Source organism: Mesorhizobium sp. W050, assembly GCF_054719535.1.
In genome coordinates this window covers 513,257-530,589 of sequence record NZ_JBTTIH010000001.1, presented here as the reverse complement: position 1 = coordinate 530,589, position 17,333 = coordinate 513,257, and the positions used below count along the sequence as shown (strand labels likewise).

Sequence of the window (17,333 nt, the reverse complement as noted above, 5' to 3'; positions counted from 1 at the left end):
TCGGCGCTACTGCATCTTCTTTGGCGGTACCCCGGCAATGCCAATGCCACAGACATTGAAGGGGCTCCTGGTGCTCGTGGCCCAGGGTCCAGGTGTATTGTGCCTCACCGTTGATGCGGTATTAGCCGCTTCCGGTATCCCGACGGACGGGCTGGGCCTATGGGCTAGATTGCGCTCAGGAAGCGGCGCGAGACTTCATGCGTTGTTTCTTTCCGGGGCGTCGGCGCTTGCTTTTGCCCTTGCCAATATTCCCGATTGACAGCGTTGCCTTTTGGCGCGGCTGGCGTCTCGGGGTTCGCCCGGTCCACTTTTCTTCAACGAGCCTCTCCTTCCAGCCATTGGAGCCAGCTAGGCCCTTTTTGTGGGGGAAGCCCCGATTCTTGATATTGTCGGCAGCCGATGCCTTCCCAAGCGGGCAGACCGTCACCCAGGCGCCAAGCTGATCGTCAAAGTATCGATCGCTCATGCTTCCCTCGAATTGTTGCCGATCGCCTCCGCGCAAGCCGTTCATGCCGCGCGCGCCCGGCGCAACGTGATCTCACGTATGACGATGATCGCCTGGTGCGACGTCAGCAAGAATCGGCGCCGAAGCGCTGGCACGATCGGCCTTTCGCAGGCGCCATAGTTGGCCGCGTACCACTCGATTGCTTGGTCCACGGCGGCCGAGTGCTCGTGCTCGGCCGGCGTCAAGTCGGCGGCGGTCATGCGGCTTCATCCTTCAGGAAGAACGCCCTCAGTTTGCCCCGCTCAGCCACCCATTGGTTGCCGACCTTCTTGGCCGGCAGGAGACCCTTTTCCAGCATGTGGAATGTCTGCCTGGGCTTCCGTTTGATCTCTTTTCCGATTTCTACGGCGCCCCACACGAGATCGATTGCCGTTATCGCTTCCATGCACTGTCCTTCGCTCCGATAGGTGCAACTCGCACCCACAATATATGGGCTACTCGATAGGTGCAAGTTGCACCCTTGCATTTGTTGGGTGCAAGTCGCATCCATAGCGAATGGATGACGATGAACAGAAATACCCGAGCCAACTTGCCGAGCGTTTTCAGGTCCGGTTGCCGGTTGGCCTCCGAGACAGGATCAAGGCGTATGCCGAGCGCCATGGCCGATCCATGAACACGGAGATTGTGCGCGTCCTTGAGCGCGAGTTTCCAGAGCAATGGCCTGTAGAAACGCGGTTGAATGACCTTGCAGAGATGATGGCGATTCTTTCGGCGGGGGCGTCCGACTCGCGCATCGACGAGGTCGTTTCGAAATTCGAAGAGACGGTTGAAGGAATTGTGTCCGGGCGTGTCACTGGCGTGGATTTGGAGACGCGCGAGAGCATCATGGGAATGTGGCAAGCATATCGCTCACGCGAGGACGAGAAGAACTACGAAGCAGCCCAAGAGGCGATGACGGAATACGACGACGAGGAGCAACGATCATTGGAGTTGACGGGACGGTCGGAGAAGTTTGCCTTGCCGCCACCTCGTCGCAAAGAGTGGGGCGAGATGTCTGAAGAAGAGCAAGATCGCCACATCAAGGAACAGCTTTTACGCGAAAATGAAACGGGGGAGCAGTCGAAGTCATCGGATTTTCCGCTCCCCGAATGGGAGCCGTGACCTATGTCCATCCGCAAGCGCACATGGACCAACGGCAAGGGCGAGAAGAAGACCGCCTGGGTTGTCGACTACCCCGACGGCAAGGGCGTCCGCCGCCTGAAGACCTTCGGCAAAAAGAAGGATGCCGACCAGTTCGCGGCCACGGCCAGGGTCGAGGTCCGGGAAGGCTCGCACGTTGCCGACACCGCCAGCGTTACAGTGAAGACAGCGGGAGCCTTCTGGATAGCGACCGGTGAAAATGAAGGGCTCGAGCGCTCATCGGTCGATCAGCGCAAGCGCCATCTGAAACTGCACATCGAGCCGTTCATCGGAACAACTCTCCTTTCGCAGCTCACCGTGCCTGCCGTACGCGAGTTTTCCGACAAGTTGCGGGAGCATGGACGCTCGCAAGCCATGATCCGAAAAGTGCTCGGTTCGCTCGGCGCCCTTCTGTCTGACTCCCAAGAACGCGGCTTGGCTTCACGCAACCCGGTCAAGGATCTGCGCGGCACTCGCCGCAGGGGCAAGGACCGGCAAGCGGACAAGCGCCAGAAAGGCAAATTGAAGTTGGGCGTCGACATACCGACCCGGGAGGAGATCAAGGCCATGGTCCGCGCCGCGACCGGCCGCTGGCGTCCGCTCCTGACAACGGCGATCTTCACTGGCATGCGTTCGTCCGAACTGCGGGGGCTGCGATGGCAGGACGTCGATTTTGAGCGGGCTCTGATCAGCGTCCAGCAGCGCGCCGACGACTATGGGGAAATCGGTCGTCCGAAGTCCGAGGCCGGCGAGAGAACGATTCCGGTTCCGCCGGCGGTGATCAGTGCGTTGCGCGAATGGAAGCTCGCCTGCCCGCGTCGCACGACCGGCAATGACCCCGACGGCAATCCGATCAGGGAATTGCACTATGTATTCCCGACCGGAAACGGCAACATTGAAAGCCGCTCGAACATGACCAAGCGAGGCTTCCTACCGACCCAAGTTGCGGCCGGAGTATCGGTTGCGACCGACGAGAACGGGAGCATCATCATGCTGGCCAAGTATGGCGGGATGCATTCTCTCCGCCACTTCTATGCGTCATGGCTGATCAATCGGCCACAGGACGGTGGTCTCGGTCTCCCTCCGAAAGTCATCCAGGAACGGCTCGGACATAGCTCGATCGTGATGACCATGGACGTCTACGGGCACCTGTTCCCGCGCGGCGATGATGCAGACGAAATGGCCGCAGCAGAGCGGGCTCTTTTGGGTTGAACGCAACATAGATGTGACAAACGAACGATTTCAGCAACGAAATCAACATCAGGACCAAGCATCATAATCCTGGGGTCGGGGGTTCAAGTCCCTCTCCCGCTACCAGCCCACCTTAAGCTATTGAAATAATAGCAAAGACGCGGACCTATGGTAGGCGCCCTGTCCGAAAAAGTCTTCAATGATTTTAGGACCTAGCCTGCTGCCATTGTGACGCCAACGAACGTGTTGCGACGCTTCGCAGACAACAAACTGCGCCTCGAAAGTCTCCACCTGCGGACCCATTCGGTCCCGATTCCGAGGCGCAATCGACGCGGATTTTCGAATGGCGCGCCCGTGTCGCCCGCCAAGCCCCTGACGCTCGGCGGCTTCTGCCCGAGTTATCCAGCTAAATTAAGCAGTCTCATCGGGCGGGCGCTCTGGATTCGCCGACGCCAATCCGCGTGAGCGTACGCGGATCGTCTGACAGATACGATCAGCGAGAGAAGCGAGCGCGCCCTGCACAGTGCGTGCCCCGAGAACGGATTGGAGGGTAACGGCCTGTGTTGCAAACCTATGTTTGAAGGCCTCTCCGCCACAGAGGAAATCGACCAATCCCAAGCCGTGATCAAACGACCACTGTATATACTCCGTAATCAGGACCGCACCCGGCGACGCTCGGCTAAAATCAGGGTCGTAGGTGGTAACGAATGCCATCATGACGTTGTGCTGGACGATGTTGATGGAAACCGCGACCATCGCACCATTGCATTCAAGTACGAAAATGCGCAGCACACCGGCGCGTGACAGCGCGTCCACCAGGGCGGCAAAAGCCGGCTCGCCCTCTTCGAAAAGGTCGGATTCACGCGTGTGCTTTTCCAGCCATCTGCGCTTCAGCGCCGACAGTCGCTCCAGCAATGGCTGCAGCGGCTCGTCGGCCGACAGGAGGCGGAATTTCACTTCGCCTGTTTCTTCCAGTATCTTGATGCCGCGCCGATAGTTCTGGCGCATCTTTTTCGACTGGTCCGCCAGCCACGCTGCTCCGCTGGCCCACTGTCCACCGACGCGATAACTGACTTCCTCCCGGTGATTGGCGCGAAGCTTGACGCCGCTGGAAGAGCCCGGTGTAAAAATCCTGCGGGCTGCCGCATCCGGCGACAGACGATTGATAAAAGCAAGATCGAAGCCACCCGCCGAACAGATCCGGTTCCAGAGGTTCTGGAGGGCCGATAGGGAGCATTCCGGCGCGACAAGAATATCACCATAGTCCGTATAGCTATTGGCGGCCCATTCGAGGAGCCGAAGTCCTTTTCGTCTGCCGATCGCCAGGGGAATGACAGCGACCAGCCTGTCATCGCGCCATACCAGGCCGATCCGCAGCGAGCGCCGGTCGCGGTCGAACACGGTGCTCCACCATGCCGAAACCCAGGCATGGCTCTGAAAGATCAGTGCATGGGTACGATGCCATAGGTCTACCCATTCGGCTTCGATGGCGGCCAGGCGATCCGTCGAACTGACGATTTCCAGTCGCTCCGCACCAACAGCGTCAATCGAAGCCATTTTGTTCATGGTTGGAGACGGTCCTGCGGCCGCGCGACATCGATGCGCTTTTGAAAAAGTCGCACGATATGGTTTGCCATTTTCCTGAGCGGCAGCACGTAAAGTCCAAAAAGCGACTGATAGTCGCGTACGTCGCGATCTATCAGTCCAAACTTGAGGTCTTCGTCCGGATCCGGGATGAACTGCGTTCCGAATATGCGATCCCAGAATGAAAAAAGCAGCCCGAAATTCTTGTCGTAGTGGCGAGGGTCGACACTGTGATGCACCTGGTGCCAGTGCGGACACAAGATGACGCCGTTCAACCGGCCGAAGGAAATCTTCAGATGCGTGTGGCGAACAAAGTCCATCATGAGAATGTTGCGAATGACATAGACGTTGATGCCAAATATGGCGATCTCGACCGGATTAAGCGCAATCAGGCTCCACAAGCCGAAACTGATCCCCGGTATGACGCCGTCCCAGATCCGGTTCATCAGATCGTCCAGGGGGTGAACCCGGTCCTTGGTGATCCCAACCATCACTTCGGCCGAATGATGCACCTTGTGCAATTCCCACAGGAACGGAAAACGGTGCTGGGCAACGTGATATAGGTAGTAGGAGATATCGTAAGCAACGAGCATGGTTGCGGTGAAGAGGATGATCGTCACTGGGCCGGCGGGGCCGGGTATCAGCGGTTGCGAGATGCTGAAGAGCCAGCCGACTGCCTGGTTTGTTGCATATCCCGTGGCGGCAACGAAGGTGACACCGGCGGGAATGAGCAGGAAGGGCATCACCAGTCTTTTCGTGATCCAGAACAATGCGTCCGCTCGCGCGGATGGGTGCATGATGACTTCCGCGGGAAAGGCGAAGTCGAAAAAGTCCCGGAAGGATTTCTGTTCGACCGTTCGCCAGTAGGCGACCACCGCGCTCCCCAGCGCCGTGAGCAACAGGAGACCGAGTGTCAGCAGATCGATGTGTGAGAGTTTTTCCACGATCACTCTGGCGAATTCCGAAAACATCGATGCAGTGGCTCCTAGGTGGTGAAATGGCGATCCGGCTCGTCGCGAAGCACATATTGCCAAGCCCATCATATGCTGCCGGCAACTGTGTATCGGGGTGCGACTGGCAAAACAATCATGGCCAAATTAGCAGATCAACAGTGTCAAAACCGCTAAATATCTGAACGTAATTAATGTCGAACACTGCGCCTGCAACCTGCCCGTTATCGGGTCTGCGGCGGACTTGGCGCGAGCCGGATGACTACTCCCTTTTCGCCTACTTGGCCACGCCATGCGAGGCGTTCGGCTGGCTGCCTTGCACCAAAACGCGGCGAAACCCAGCCGCCTTGGCCCGGTGTGTCGCCGCCGGAACGGATGTCGATCGCTGCGTCTGGAAAGTGGATAGTCATCAAAGGTTCAGCGCCGCGCAATATCGTGACAATGTTTCCATCCCTGTTGGCCTGGAGGTCGGCGGCGAGTTGGAAGACGATCTCAGCGACGCGGCTGCCGCCGAGCAGTTGGTCGGTCACGAGGATGCCGTCGCCATCGCGTGTCACGGCGCGTTGATGCACAACGCCGAAGCGGCCTTTGTACCCGTCATGTCGGGCACACAGCCTCCAGTGCGGCCCCGGCTCGCTCTCCACCAATGTCGCAACCGCCTTGTGCGACCAGTTGAACGCCCCGGAGATGATGCTTTGGCTTTTACCCTCTAGGTTCAGCGTGTTGTGCGCCGGCGTCGAGCGGAACCAGTCGCGCCAGCCTCCCCCCGAACCATAGAGCCATGTGCCGGGGTCGACCAGCACCGGATCGCCGTCAATGCACAGGGTGAGCGACAGCGCGTCGGCATGACCGTGCGCCGCTATCGAAAGGTAGCCCAGCGGGCCATGGTCGTATGTCAGATGGACGTTGCGACCATTCATCTCGCCGCGCCAGACGGAGAGCCCGCCTTGCGTGAATGTATGCAATCCATTCGGCACCGGCGCCGGCCGCGGTGGCGCGCCGAAGAAAAGCGCACGAAAATCGCCAGGCTCCGGTGCGCTGCCCGCCATCCGTAGAAAACCACGGATGGCGGCCGCGACCGATCCGACATAATCGGTTTCGCCCCCCAGCGTGATCACGCGGCCTTCATCATTGTCGCCGAAGCCGCTGGCTTTCGGCGGGAACCAGCCTGCGAAATTGGCGAAAGCGGCCAAACGCGCTTCGACGGGCTGGGGAAAAGGCAGTCCGGCCTGGCGCGCCGCCGCAGCGCACAGCAGGAAAAGCTCGGCACTGAAGGCGGCGTAGGTCGGGGTCTGCTCGGCCCCGGCGCCATCGGCCAGGATCTGTTTGAGCACCTCAGCCAGGAGCGACTCGCGAGCCACCTCGGCCCCGAAAGCCAGACCGATCAGATATTCGCCAGCCAGTTCCGCGACGAGATGGTTGTTGGCGGACGAAAAACGGGAGGGAAACCGCGGCAGCCAATAGGCGCTTGCCGCCAGTATTTCACCGACTTTTTCTCGCGTCGCCGCGCCAAGCCGCTCGCCGACGAGGTCGAGCGTGACAATCAGGCTGATGGCTCGTAGCGCGACCTCGATGCCCGAGGCCCAGCCAACGCCCCGAAATGGTGGGTTGGCGAAATGCCAGCTCTCGATCGCCGCCTCGATCGCCGCACGGGATTGATCATCGCCGGTGAGAAGCAGATGGGCAGCCAGTGGCGGCAGTTGCTGCAGCCGGTTGATTTCCCAAACATATTTTACATCGCCACGGCCGGTGGCATGGCGAAAATCGATATCGAAAGTATGGGTCTTGGGGCCCGGCCAAAGCCGGCCGGTCACCGGATCAAGGCGCCAGAGCTCGGGTGGAAAGAGAGTATAGGGGTCTCGCTGTGGCCAGGTCTGCCCAAGTGCTGAAAACTGGCCTCGAAGAGCGTTTTGCGCAGCCGCCTCGATAGCTTGCCGCTGGGCTGGTGTCGCAGCGGCCGGCACAGCATTCCGCAATCCGTGCAGCACCGGGTGCAACTGCGGCGACGCATAGCGCTGCCAGCCGTTGTCGCGGCGGCGCGAAACGGTCCTCCGGCGCTGCTCGTCCAACCGATGCAATATCTCGGCCAACTCCATGCTGCGCAATCGGTTGAAATACCACCCGACCCTCATCCGCGCTCCGCCAAGATTTTGATCCTCATACACCATCCCGTCGAAAAAGCGTGTGGCGGCATCCTCTTTTCCGTTCCCGCGGTTAATATCTTCGGCCATGACGCGGAGTTTTGCGATGAGAAAAGTTGTCTACGTCATAGCGTGCGCACTTGGCATGGCTATGTCAGCCGAGGCGGCGCCGATCCCGCTTGAGCGCGGCGTCGGCGTCCATGAATGGCTCAACTGGTCGCCGGTGGAGAAAGATGGTTCCTACAAATGGCCGCCCTATCGCAGCGAGAAGGAATGGCTTGCGGGCGGCAGGCCGCTCACCGATTGGCCGGACGGCGACCAGTTTGATCGCATTCGATCCATGGGCTTCGACTTTGTCCGGCTGAGTGTCGACCCTGGCCCTCTGCTTGCCAGCGAGGGCGCCAAACGACAACAGGCGCTGGACATGCTTGCCGCTGCGGTGCAGCGGGTCGTTTCAAGCGGGCTCAAGGTGGTTTTCGATCTGCATGGCGTCAGCCAGGTTCCGGCCTACAGCATGGAAATGATCTATGGCGGGGCCGACAGCGAGGGTGTTGCCCGCTATCGCAAAATGGTAGTGGCGGTGGCTGCCATGCTGATCAAAATTGGCGCCGACAAGGTCGCCCTCGAGCCCTATAACGAGCCCGCCTACTACCCGTGCGATTCAAGCGGCAGCGATGACTGGCAGCGGATCATGGCAGGCACGGTTCGCGATATTCGCGCCGTCAGCGGCGAACTCACCATCGTCGCGACCGGCGCCTGCGGCGGGAGCATCGCGGGACTGGTCAACCTGGACCCCAACTTCGACGACCCCAACGTCTATTACAGCTTCCACATGTATGATCCGCACAGCTTCACGCACCAGCGGGCCGATGACAAGAACGCTTTCTCCTCCGGCCTTCCCTGGCCTGCCGACGCCAGCACGCCCGAAGTGGTCGCCGAAACCCTCAAGGCGCAGATGGACGCCGCCGGCTTGAGCCAGATCGAAGAGGTGATGAACATGGCCTCGGCGCGTGAAACGATCGCCCGATACTTTGAGCAGAATTGGGGGCAGAGCCAGCTCGAAGCGGGTTTCCGTCAGGCGGTCGACTGGGCTGAAGCCCATGGCATAGCGAGCCGACGCCTGTTCGTGGGCGAATTCGGCGTTATCTTGATGTCTGCGGATGGCCGCATGGGAGCTTTCGATGCTGATCGCCTGCGCTATCTCATGGCAGTGCGCAGAGAGGCGGAACGCTTCGCGATGCCGTGGTCGGCCTGGGAATTCTCCAATCCTTACGGAATGAGTGTTATCCAACCCAAGGGGCCTGCGATCCCGGACCGGGAGATGTTGCGGGCACTGGGCCTGCCATAACTCGTCATCGCGTCAGGATCGGCTCGAGCGGTCTGCGTGGTTGCTGGCGATCAATCGCGTGAAACCCAAGGACTGTCGTCTCCAGTTGCAGCCGAGAGAGCCTGATCGAACCAAATCAGGCTCAGTTTTAAAATCACTCCACCGAGCAGCTATTTAATATATTCGCTGTAGATTGGTGTCCTCAATCATACGCAAACAAGGGAAAGAGGGCCAAGGGAAAGAATGTGCGGAATTGCCGGCTGGATTGGGCGCAGGGTCGAGAAGCCACAAGATCGGGTCGCCGGGATGTCGAATGCCTTGCAGCATCGTGGTCCCGATGCCGAAGGCATCGAACTCTTGGACCTGAATACAGGCGAGGACCAGTTGGCATTGGTGCATCGCCGCCTGGCGATTATTGACTTAAACGCCGATTCAAATCAGCCGATGCAGACCGAGGACGGACGGCTCCGGATTATTTTCAACGGCGAAATATACAACTACATCGAGCTGCGTGAGGAGTTGATCGGTCTCGGTCACCGTTTTCGCACACGCTCCGACACGGAAGTGCTGCTCAGGGCTTATGACCAGTGGCGCCTGGCCATGTTCGACCGGTTGAGCGGGATGTTCGCTTTTGCGCTGTGGGACGCTCAACGGCGCGAATTGATCCTCGCCCGCGACCCCTTTGGAAAAAAACCCCTTTACCTCATGCAAGGCAGAAATTTGCTGTCGTTTGCCTCGGAGATCAGCGCGTTGTTGTCTGCGCAGCCAGATGGCCAGCAGCTCGATCTGGATGGAGTGCGCGAGTATCTGACCTGGCGGTACGTGCCTGGACCGCGGACGCTTTTTAAACAGATCCGCAAGCTCAACCCGGGAAGCTACGCTGTGTGGTCGCAAGGGGAAGTAACGGAAACGCGCTATTATGCGCCCCCGGATCAGACCGATCTGACAGCGGATATCGATCCAGGAACCGCCAAGCGACGATTTCTGGAATTGCTCGACCGTTCTGTCGAGATCAGGATGCGCAGTGATGCGCCGTTTGGCGCCTTTCTGTCCGGGGGGCTCGACTCGTCGGCAATCGTTGCCCTGATGACCAGGCACAGCGACAACCCCATTCGTACGTTTTCGGTCGGTTTCAGCGAACAGGCTTACAGCGAGCTTCCATTCGCCCGGCGCGTCGCCGATCATTTCAAGACCGATCATTGCGAAATCGTCATCCAGGCGGATGACCTGATGAATCATCTGCCCAAGATGGTCCGCCATCGGGGGGCACCTGTTTCACAAAGTACGGACATTCCAATTTACCTGATGTCGGTTCGAGCCTCGCGGGACGTCAAGATGGTGCTTACGGGCGAAGGGGCGGACGAGATTCTCGGCGGCTACCCCAAACATCGCGCAGAGTCTCTGGCGGGTGTCTACCGGTCACTTGTTCCAGCGTCGCTTCACAACAATCTCCTCGCCCCTTTGATGCGCGCATTGCCCGGCGCATCGGCCAAGTTCGACATATTTGCCCGAAGCGCGGGTGAACGGGACTTTGCCACCCGGATGATCTCCTGGTTTGGAGCCATGACGGCGCGGGAACGCGATTCGCTCCTCGGTGGATTGGCCACTTGCGGCCATGACCGCAATGATTTCCCGTTCTCTTCGAGTGTGACGGAATCTCATCTGCGCCGTGTGTTGTTTTTTGATCAGACATCGTGGTTGCCCGACAACCTCTTGGAACGGGGCGACCGAGTGATGATGGCCGGTTCAATCGAGGGGCGAATGCCATTCCTCGATCGCGATCTGGTTTCCTTCGTCAGCCAACTGCCCGATCGTTACAGGCTGGGCCTCCTGCACAGCAAACAGATCCTGCGCGACTGCATGGCCGGCATGGTTCCCGACGAGGTCCTCAACCGCCCAAAGATCGGCTTCAAGGTGCCCGTCGCCGAATGGTTCCGCGGGCCGATGAGCGATTATGTACGGGACCATCTGTGTTCGTCCCATTCGGTCATCCGTAGCTATTTGAGCGCCAAGAAGCTGGACCAGATTGTCAGGGAGCACGCCGAGCGCGCCGCGGACCACGAAAAACTGATATGGGCGCTTTTGAACCTGGAGATATTCCACCGCGAATTCGCGCTTGGCCCGCCGCAGTGACGACAATGAAGGACAGCGTCAGCGCTTGACCGATCGCGCCTCGGACGCGACCGATCTCCAGACATCGCAGATCGCGTCGACAAACGGTGCAAGCTCAAGCCTTTCCCGGTGCACCGCCATGGCGGCGGCGCCAAGCCGCGCGCGCAGCGCCGTATCCTCGACCAGCCGAGTTAACGCCTCGGTCAACGCCGCCACATCGCCGGGCGGCACCAACAGACCGGATTGTTCATGGGTGATGATGTCCTCGACCGCGCCCACCGGGGTGGCCACGACAGCCAGGCCGGCCGCCATGCCTTCGATCACCGACATTGGCAGATTTTCGGCGAACGAGGGGAGCACCAGAATATCGGCCGAAGCGATCAGTGATGCGACCTCGTCAGGTCCCACCCAGCCCGGAAAAGCAACACGGTCGGCAATCCCTAGAGCGACCGACCTCGCTCGTGCCGGCTCGACCTCACCATCGCCGGCGATCGTGGCACGCCAACCCCTGAGATGTTTCATCCGCTCCAGCGCCTCGCCCAACTGCGGCACGCCCTTTCGCTCGCCGATGCGGCCGAGGAACAGGATGTGCACGTGATCGCCTCCGCCGACATGCGCCAGGGAAGGAACTGCCGTGGCGTTGGGAACGATGACAATATTGCCGCCACTCGCCGGTGCCCGGCTGGCGACGAAATCGCGCCAAAGCCCCCCCAGGACAATCACCCGGCCGGCATGCTCGAACAGAGCCCTGATACGGCGGCTCATGAAACTATGATCATCTTTCCAGAATGTCTGATACTGCGCCCCATGCAGATGAAGGACATACGGTATCGACAACAGCCTGGCGCAGGCGGCGATAATCATCTTGCGATAGGTGCTGCCGGAGACCGATATATTGATGTGAATGACGTCGGCGCGTCTGTCGAGGCGGGCCGCAACCATCCGCGCGCAAAAACCAAGCATGTAGAAGATCGAAAGCCCGACATGTCCCGGGCCACGGCTGGAAAGAAAGCGCAGATCGATGTCGGCGATCTCTTGCCGTTCGAACTCCTGCTTCAGCGCCCCCATGATCCGGTCGATGCCGCCTTGTCCCGAAACGCCCGAGGGCGTTGCGACCAGGACATGTATTTTTCTATTGTGGGCGAGACGCTGCAACATGACACCGTTTGGATTGCGGATGCCGGGTGACCGTAAAGCAAAGGTTCCAAAAAAGGTTTACGACAAATCTTTTGGTTCAAACTGTATCCGTTCACCCTTTGCCGTCATCATGCTGGAATTCCTGTCGGTCAACGGTTAATCGACGGCAAATTTTCCGGGACAACCCTTTGCTGCTCCGTTCCACGCTCATCTATGGCCCAGCTATTCTGCTGACGCGGGTTTCCGCTCTGCTCCTGCTGGTCGTCATGACGCGGTTGATCGACCAGACCGAGTATGGCCTGCTGACCCTGGTGGTCACCGTGGGCGAAATGACGGATGTTGCCGTTACCAACTGGCTGCGCATTGCCTTGCTGCGGCTTGGTGGAAAAGGCGACGTCAGCCGTGGCAGCCTGATGCTTGCCGGACAGGTATTGCTTGCCACCACGGTGCTGGCCCTGATCATATCCGTGATCGCCTCGGCGGTGATCGTGCCGGAGCGCTGGATCGAATTTGCAATCGCCGTCTGCAGCTATCTGATTGCCGGCTCCATCAGCCGGTTCGCGTTGACGGTGCTGCAAATGCAGCAGCGTCATTCCCTCTATTCGATGCTTGAATATCTGCGCGGCCTGCTGCAACTCGCCTTGCCGATCGCCGCCATCCTTATCTTCCAACGCTCGTTTCTGACGGTATCGCTCGGCTCGAGCCTCGCCGTGCTGATTGCCGGCATCGTGGCGTGCGTGGTGGCATCCGGGCGCGTTATTGGCGGCCCGCCGCGCTTCACCCACAAGGAGTTTTTTGCCCTCGGCGTGCCCCTGGTCATCATGGCGCTGGTCGGTTTCGGTCTCAACAGCGCTGAACGCGTCTTCCTCAAGCTCTACTACGATGCCGGCGCGGTGGCCGTCTTCGCAGCCGCCTACGCATTGGCTCGGCAGCCGATCGATATGGTCGCCAACGCAATCAACATGGGCGCATTTCCAGAAGTGGTCAGCCGCTTCGACGAAGAGGGATCCGAGGCGTCCGGGCGGTTGTTGTCGCAACTCATGGCCTTGATGATACGCCTTTGCCTGCCGGTCGCAGCAATGCTTATCGCGCTCAGCGGCGACATCACGCGACTCCTGCTGCCCGCGGAATATCATGGTCGCTTCGGCCTGCTGTTCCCGATCATCGCCTTCAGCGTTCTTTGTGCCAATCTCACAAGCTTCGTTTATGGCGTCGTGGTGCACGCACATAAGCGGCCGTGGTTGCTGATCATCGCCAATTCCTTCGGCTCGGTGGCAACGATTTCACTGTCTTTTCTATTGATTCCCACCATGGCGGAGGTTGGCGCGGCGTTGGCGTTGGCGGGCGGATCGCTGGCAGGTCTTGCAGCCTGCATCGTCATCGCCGAGAGGCTCACGCCGGTGCCGGTGCCCTGGCGCGACATCGCTGTCTCAATCATAATTTCTATCTGCACCGGATTGGCCGCCAGCCTCGCCAGCACTGCGCTGGGCTATATGCCGGCGATCTTTCCGCTCGCGGCGGGCGGCGTCGCCGGCGCTGCGGCTTTCCTGGGACTGACCTGGTTGTTTCACCCCGCGGCCGTGACGCAGTTCATCGGCAAGCTAAGGGCACGGCTCCGGATCGCATAAATCCCGCGCTATGAGGCATGCTTGTCTGAAAGTCGCGAGCTTACGGATTGACGTTTCGGCGTCCCCGGCGAGACCAGAACTCACGCCACAGCAGCAGTGCATAGGCGGTGTTGGTATCGTAGTAGCGGCGCCACAAGCGTCGCGGCTCCTGCGCCACGCGGAACAGCCACTCCAGGCCGGCCGCCTGAACCAGTTTCGGTGCCCGGGCGACCTTTCCACCATAGACGTCGAAGCTGCCGCCCACGCCCATGACGAAACTCGGAGCGAGTACGTCGCGATAGCGCTTGAGAAAGCGCTCCTTGCTCGGCGTCGGCATCGCCACAAACAGGCAGTCGGCACCTGAAGCGTTGATGGCCTCGACGATCGCGGCCTCTTCCTCCGCCTTGAAATACCCATTGCGCCGGCCGGCAATGGCCAGGCTCGGATGATCTCTGGCAAGTCGGCTTTCAACAGCGTCGAGAATGTGCTGTTCAGCGCCCAAAAGGTAGGGGCGATAGCCACGCTTGGCGCACAGCGCAAGCAGGTTGATCATGACGTCGACGCCGGTCACACGCTCCGGCAACTCGACGCCGCAGAGCCGCGCGCCCCAAAGCACGCCTTTGCCGTCGACATTGACCATATCCGCCCCGACGACATCCTCGCGCAGTTCGGCATTCTTGCGCATGTTCACAAGCTTGGCGACGTTCACGACAACATGATGAAGCGGTCGCCGCGTCGCCATCGCCTCGTCTGCGATGGCCAGCGTCTCGGCCATGGTCAGCGCATGGATGGTCGCACCGAGAAACTCGCGGCGGCGTGATGCCAATAGAGAGTGTTGCGCCCATGCCGGGTCATGCGAGTTCATGCCGCTTCTCCGGTGCGAGCGAGAGACTGCGAGCGTTCCATTTCGGATTTCTTGCCTTCGATGCGGGCGTCGGGCTTGCGCGCCTTGCGCCAGGTCCACAGGCCCCGTGTGTCGACGAGCTTCTTGTCCTTGAGCGCTTCGGGATCGATCAGATTGAATTGTCGATGGTCGACCAGCAGGACGACGATATCGGATTGGTCAATAGCGGAAAGTGCATCGGTGAACATGACGCCGCTGCCCTCGAGCTCGTGTGGCAACTGACGCGCATTGGGCTCGGCAGCGACGATCTTGATATTGGGAATCTTGGACAGAAGCTTAACAACCTCGACAGCGGGGCTCTCGCGCATATCGTCGATATTGGGTTTGAAGCTGAGGCCAAGACAGGCGATCGTCTGCTTGCGGGTCGGGTCGAGCAATGCCTCGATGTCCCTGACCACCGACAAGGGTCGCTCGGAATTGATGCGCCGTGCCGAACTGATCAGCCGCGTATTGTTCGGTGCGGCGTCGATGATAAAATACGGATCGATCGCAATGCAGTGGCCGCCCACGCCCGGGCTCGGCTGCAGGATGTTCACGCGAGGATGCCGGTTGGCGAGATCGATTACCTCCCAGACGTTGAGCGACAGATCCTGGCACACCGCCGCAAGCTCATTGGCGAAGGCGATATTGACATCGCGGAACGCATTTTCAGTCAGCTTAACCAGTTCCGCGCTTTCGGCCTGGGTTATGAACAGGTCGCCGGCGACGAAGCTTGAATAGAGTGCCGCTGTCCGCTCCGAAGACTTTCGGGACAGTCCGCCGATCGAGCGATCATTGTTGATCAGCTCGGTCAGCACCTTTCCCGGCAGCACGCGCTCGGGAGAGTAGGCGACCAGGACGTCAGCTTCCTCGCCATGCGCAACGGGAAATTTGAGATCGGGTCGCAGTTCCGCGAGCAGCGCTGTCATGACACGCGTCGTACCGACCGGCGATGTTGATTCCAGCACCACCAGGTCGTCCCGTTTTAGCACCGGAGCGATGCTTCGCGCTGCCGCAAGCACGTAGCTGACATCCGGCTTGCGGTCCGGGGTGATCGGAGTTGGAACGGCGATAATATAGGCATCGGCCGGCTGAGGCGTGCTGAATGCCTTGAGCTTGCCATTGGCGACAACTTTCTGGATCAAACCATCCAGGTCCGGTTCGATGATGTGGATTTCGCCGCGGTTGACCTTCGCGACCACCGCCTCGTTGATATCGACACCGATGACATCGAGTCCGCGGCTGGCAAAAATGGCACAGGTCGGCAGGCCGATATAGCCCATGCCGATAACAGAAACGGTTTTGATTTCAGCCATGATTCAGCAATTCCTCAACGATCCGGCTCGCAGCTTGGCCATTGCCGTATGGATTGTGCCTCTCCGCCATGCCGCGATAGACGCTCTCATCATCGAGCAGGCTATTGGCATTGGCCAGAATTTTTTCGATATCGGTGCCGACCAGCCGGGCAGTACCAGCGGCGATCCCTTCGGGTCGCTCCGTGTTTTCCCGCATCACCAGCACCGGCTTGCCGAGTGAAGGCGCCTCTTCCTGCACGCCGCCGCTGTCGGTCAACACCAGGTAGCTCTGTTTCTGCAGGTACAGGAACGGCAAATAGTCCTGCGGGTCGATCAGGTGGATGTTCGGCACCGTCCCGATTTCGGCCTCGACCACGGAGCGCACATTCGGGTTGGGATGGACCGGGTAGATGATCTGCACATCCCTGCGCGCCGACAATGCCTTCAGCGCGGTGCAGATTCTCTGGATGCCGCCATCGAAATTCTCACGGCGATGACCGGTGACGAGTATCATTTTCTTGGTCGGATCGATGAAGGGGAAACGAGCGGCGAGCTTGGCGTTCATCAACTTGTCGGCATCGATCTCGCTGGAGAAATGCAGCAGCGTGTCGATCACGGTATTGCCGGTTACGAAGATGGTGTTCGCAGCCTTTCCTTCGGCGATGAGATTGTCGCGCGCCTCGGTGGTCGGCGCAAAATGCCAGGTGGCGATGTTGCCGGCAATCTTGCGGTTCAGTTCCTCCGGAAAGGGAGAGTTGATGTTGTGGCTGCGCAATCCCGCCTCGATATGGGCAACCGGAATGCGCTTGTAGAAGGCAGCTAGAGCCGCGGTCATCGCGGTGGTTGTGTCGCCCTGGACGATGACGATGTCCGGCTTCGCCTTCTCCAGCACCCCCGCCATTCCGAGGAGCACGCGCGAGGTCACGTCGAACAACGTCTGACCTGGCTGCATGATGTTGAGATCGTAGTGCACCGGCAGGCCCGTCAGTTCGATGACCTGATTGACCATCTCGCGATGCTGGCCCGTCACACATATTTCCGTGGTGAAGCCTGGATGGGCGAGCGCGGCCCGCGCCACCGGAAAACATTTGAGCGCCTCCGGCCTCGTGCCGAACACGATCAGCAGTTTTCGCCTTGAGGGCAAGTTCGGATGTGAAACGGCGTTCATGGTTGACCCTGGTCACCGAAAGCGTGGGCGCCCGGCTGACATGTGCTTTCAGCCTAACAATAGCGCCCTGAACCGCCTTCGTATTCAAAAAAATTAACGTATGATTAACGCTAGAGTCCGCAGCCCCCCTTGGGCAACCCTTGCCAGGAACTGTGGGGAAAGATACCAGAGCAAAGCCATTTTTTGCTTTAACGAGAATAACTTGGGTTGACTAATATTTTAATCATCGGCCACGCCGTCGCATCCCGGCGCTGGGAAAATGAGCTTTTCATGCGGTTGGGTGCGGCAGGTTATGTGGTCTCGAGTTGCCACGC

15 protein-coding genes are annotated in these 17,333 nt (G+C 59.7%); 5 read left to right on the top strand and 10 right to left on the bottom strand.

The features are described 5' to 3' along the window. Positions 1-175: 175 nt before the first annotated feature. Genes ACYG9Y_RS02480 through ACYG9Y_RS02470 form a run of 3 tightly spaced genes read right to left on the bottom strand, consistent with a single transcriptional unit; the run spans position 176 to position 890 of the window. The gene (locus ACYG9Y_RS02480) at positions 176-511 is read right to left on the bottom strand and encodes a hypothetical protein (RefSeq protein WP_023737717.1); all 336 of its coding nucleotides are present in this window, start codon (positions 509-511) and stop codon (positions 176-178) included. Beyond that, on the bottom strand, positions 508-705 hold the full coding sequence (locus ACYG9Y_RS02475) for a hypothetical protein (protein ID WP_031195418.1): 198 nt from the start codon (positions 703-705) through the stop codon (positions 508-510). Before ACYG9Y_RS02475 ends, ACYG9Y_RS02480 begins: the two co-directional genes overlap by 4 nt. Beyond that, positions 702-890 (bottom strand): hypothetical protein, encoded by a 189-nt coding sequence (locus ACYG9Y_RS02470; protein WP_023737715.1) that lies wholly within the window; start codon positions 888-890, stop codon positions 702-704. The genes ACYG9Y_RS02475 and ACYG9Y_RS02470 overlap by 4 nt, the downstream gene beginning before the upstream one ends. A 110-nt stretch (positions 891-1,000) precedes the next feature. Here ACYG9Y_RS02470 and ACYG9Y_RS02465 point away from each other — a divergent pair, with 110 nt between their 5' ends. Next, a complete protein-coding gene (locus tag ACYG9Y_RS02465) occupies positions 1,001-1,606 on the top strand; it encodes an Arc family DNA-binding protein (protein ID WP_023737714.1) in 606 nt (201 codons plus the stop codon). A 3-nt stretch (positions 1,607-1,609) separates the two neighbouring features. After that, positions 1,610-2,836 carry a tyrosine-type recombinase/integrase gene (locus ACYG9Y_RS02460; protein ID WP_023737713.1) on the top strand — a complete coding sequence of 409 codons (1,227 nt, stop codon included), beginning with the start codon at positions 1,610-1,612 and terminating at the stop codon, positions 2,834-2,836. A 390-nt stretch (positions 2,837-3,226) separates the two neighbouring features. Here the strand turns inward: ACYG9Y_RS02460 and ACYG9Y_RS02455 are convergent, their stop codons facing one another. The 3 genes from ACYG9Y_RS02455 to ACYG9Y_RS02445 all read right to left on the bottom strand — a co-directional run bounded on the left by ACYG9Y_RS02455 (position 3,227) and on the right by ACYG9Y_RS02445 (position 7,580). Further along, on the bottom strand, positions 3,227-4,381 hold the full coding sequence (locus ACYG9Y_RS02455; RefSeq protein ID WP_023737712.1) for a GNAT family N-acetyltransferase: 1,155 nt from the start codon (positions 4,379-4,381) through the stop codon (positions 3,227-3,229). Further along, positions 4,378-5,370: a sterol desaturase family protein gene (locus ACYG9Y_RS02450; RefSeq protein ID WP_023737711.1), complete on the bottom strand. Its 993-nt coding sequence runs from the start codon at positions 5,368-5,370 to the stop codon at positions 4,378-4,380. The genes ACYG9Y_RS02455 and ACYG9Y_RS02450 overlap by 4 nt, the downstream gene beginning before the upstream one ends. 203 nt (positions 5,371-5,573) lie before the next feature. Then, positions 5,574-7,580 carry a heparinase II/III family protein gene (locus tag ACYG9Y_RS02445; RefSeq protein WP_023737710.1) on the bottom strand — a complete coding sequence of 669 codons (2,007 nt, stop codon included), beginning with the start codon at positions 7,578-7,580 and terminating at the stop codon, positions 5,574-5,576. A gap of 16 nt (positions 7,581-7,596) precedes the next feature. Between ACYG9Y_RS02445 and ACYG9Y_RS02440 the strand changes: the two genes are divergently transcribed. Next, the gene (locus tag ACYG9Y_RS02440; protein ID WP_031253214.1) at positions 7,597-8,838 is read left to right on the top strand and encodes a glycoside hydrolase family 5 protein; all 1,242 of its coding nucleotides are present in this window, start codon (positions 7,597-7,599) and stop codon (positions 8,836-8,838) included. Positions 8,839-9,060: 222 nt separating this feature from the next. Next, on the top strand, positions 9,061-10,950 hold the full coding sequence (gene asnB, locus ACYG9Y_RS02435) for an asparagine synthase (glutamine-hydrolyzing) (RefSeq protein ID WP_023737708.1): 1,890 nt from the start codon (positions 9,061-9,063) through the stop codon (positions 10,948-10,950). 18 nt (positions 10,951-10,968) lie between these two features. Here the strand turns inward: asnB and ACYG9Y_RS02430 are convergent, their stop codons facing one another. Further along, positions 10,969-12,087, bottom strand: coding sequence for a glycosyltransferase family 4 protein (locus ACYG9Y_RS02430; RefSeq protein WP_023737707.1), 1,119 nt, complete (start codon positions 12,085-12,087; stop codon positions 10,969-10,971). Between the two features lie 167 nt (positions 12,088-12,254). Between ACYG9Y_RS02430 and ACYG9Y_RS02425 the strand changes: the two genes are divergently transcribed. Beyond that, positions 12,255-13,694, top strand: coding sequence for a lipopolysaccharide biosynthesis protein (locus tag ACYG9Y_RS02425; RefSeq protein WP_023737706.1), 1,440 nt, complete (start codon positions 12,255-12,257; stop codon positions 13,692-13,694). A gap of 40 nt (positions 13,695-13,734) precedes the next feature. Here ACYG9Y_RS02425 and ACYG9Y_RS02420 read toward each other — a convergent pair whose 3' ends face one another. The 3 genes from ACYG9Y_RS02420 to wecB form a co-directional block, all read right to left on the bottom strand. Next, a complete protein-coding gene (locus tag ACYG9Y_RS02420; RefSeq protein WP_245260360.1) occupies positions 13,735-14,448 on the bottom strand; it encodes a WecB/TagA/CpsF family glycosyltransferase in 714 nt (237 codons plus the stop codon). 86 nt (positions 14,449-14,534) lie between these two features. Continuing rightward, a complete protein-coding gene (wecC, locus tag ACYG9Y_RS02415; RefSeq protein ID WP_023686301.1) occupies positions 14,535-15,872 on the bottom strand; it encodes a UDP-N-acetyl-D-mannosamine dehydrogenase in 1,338 nt (445 codons plus the stop codon). Beyond that, positions 15,865-17,019, bottom strand: coding sequence for a non-hydrolyzing UDP-N-acetylglucosamine 2-epimerase (gene wecB / locus ACYG9Y_RS02410; protein ID WP_023737705.1), 1,155 nt, complete (start codon positions 17,017-17,019; stop codon positions 15,865-15,867). The genes wecC and wecB overlap by 8 nt, the downstream gene beginning before the upstream one ends. Positions 17,020-17,333: the final 314 nt, after the last annotated feature.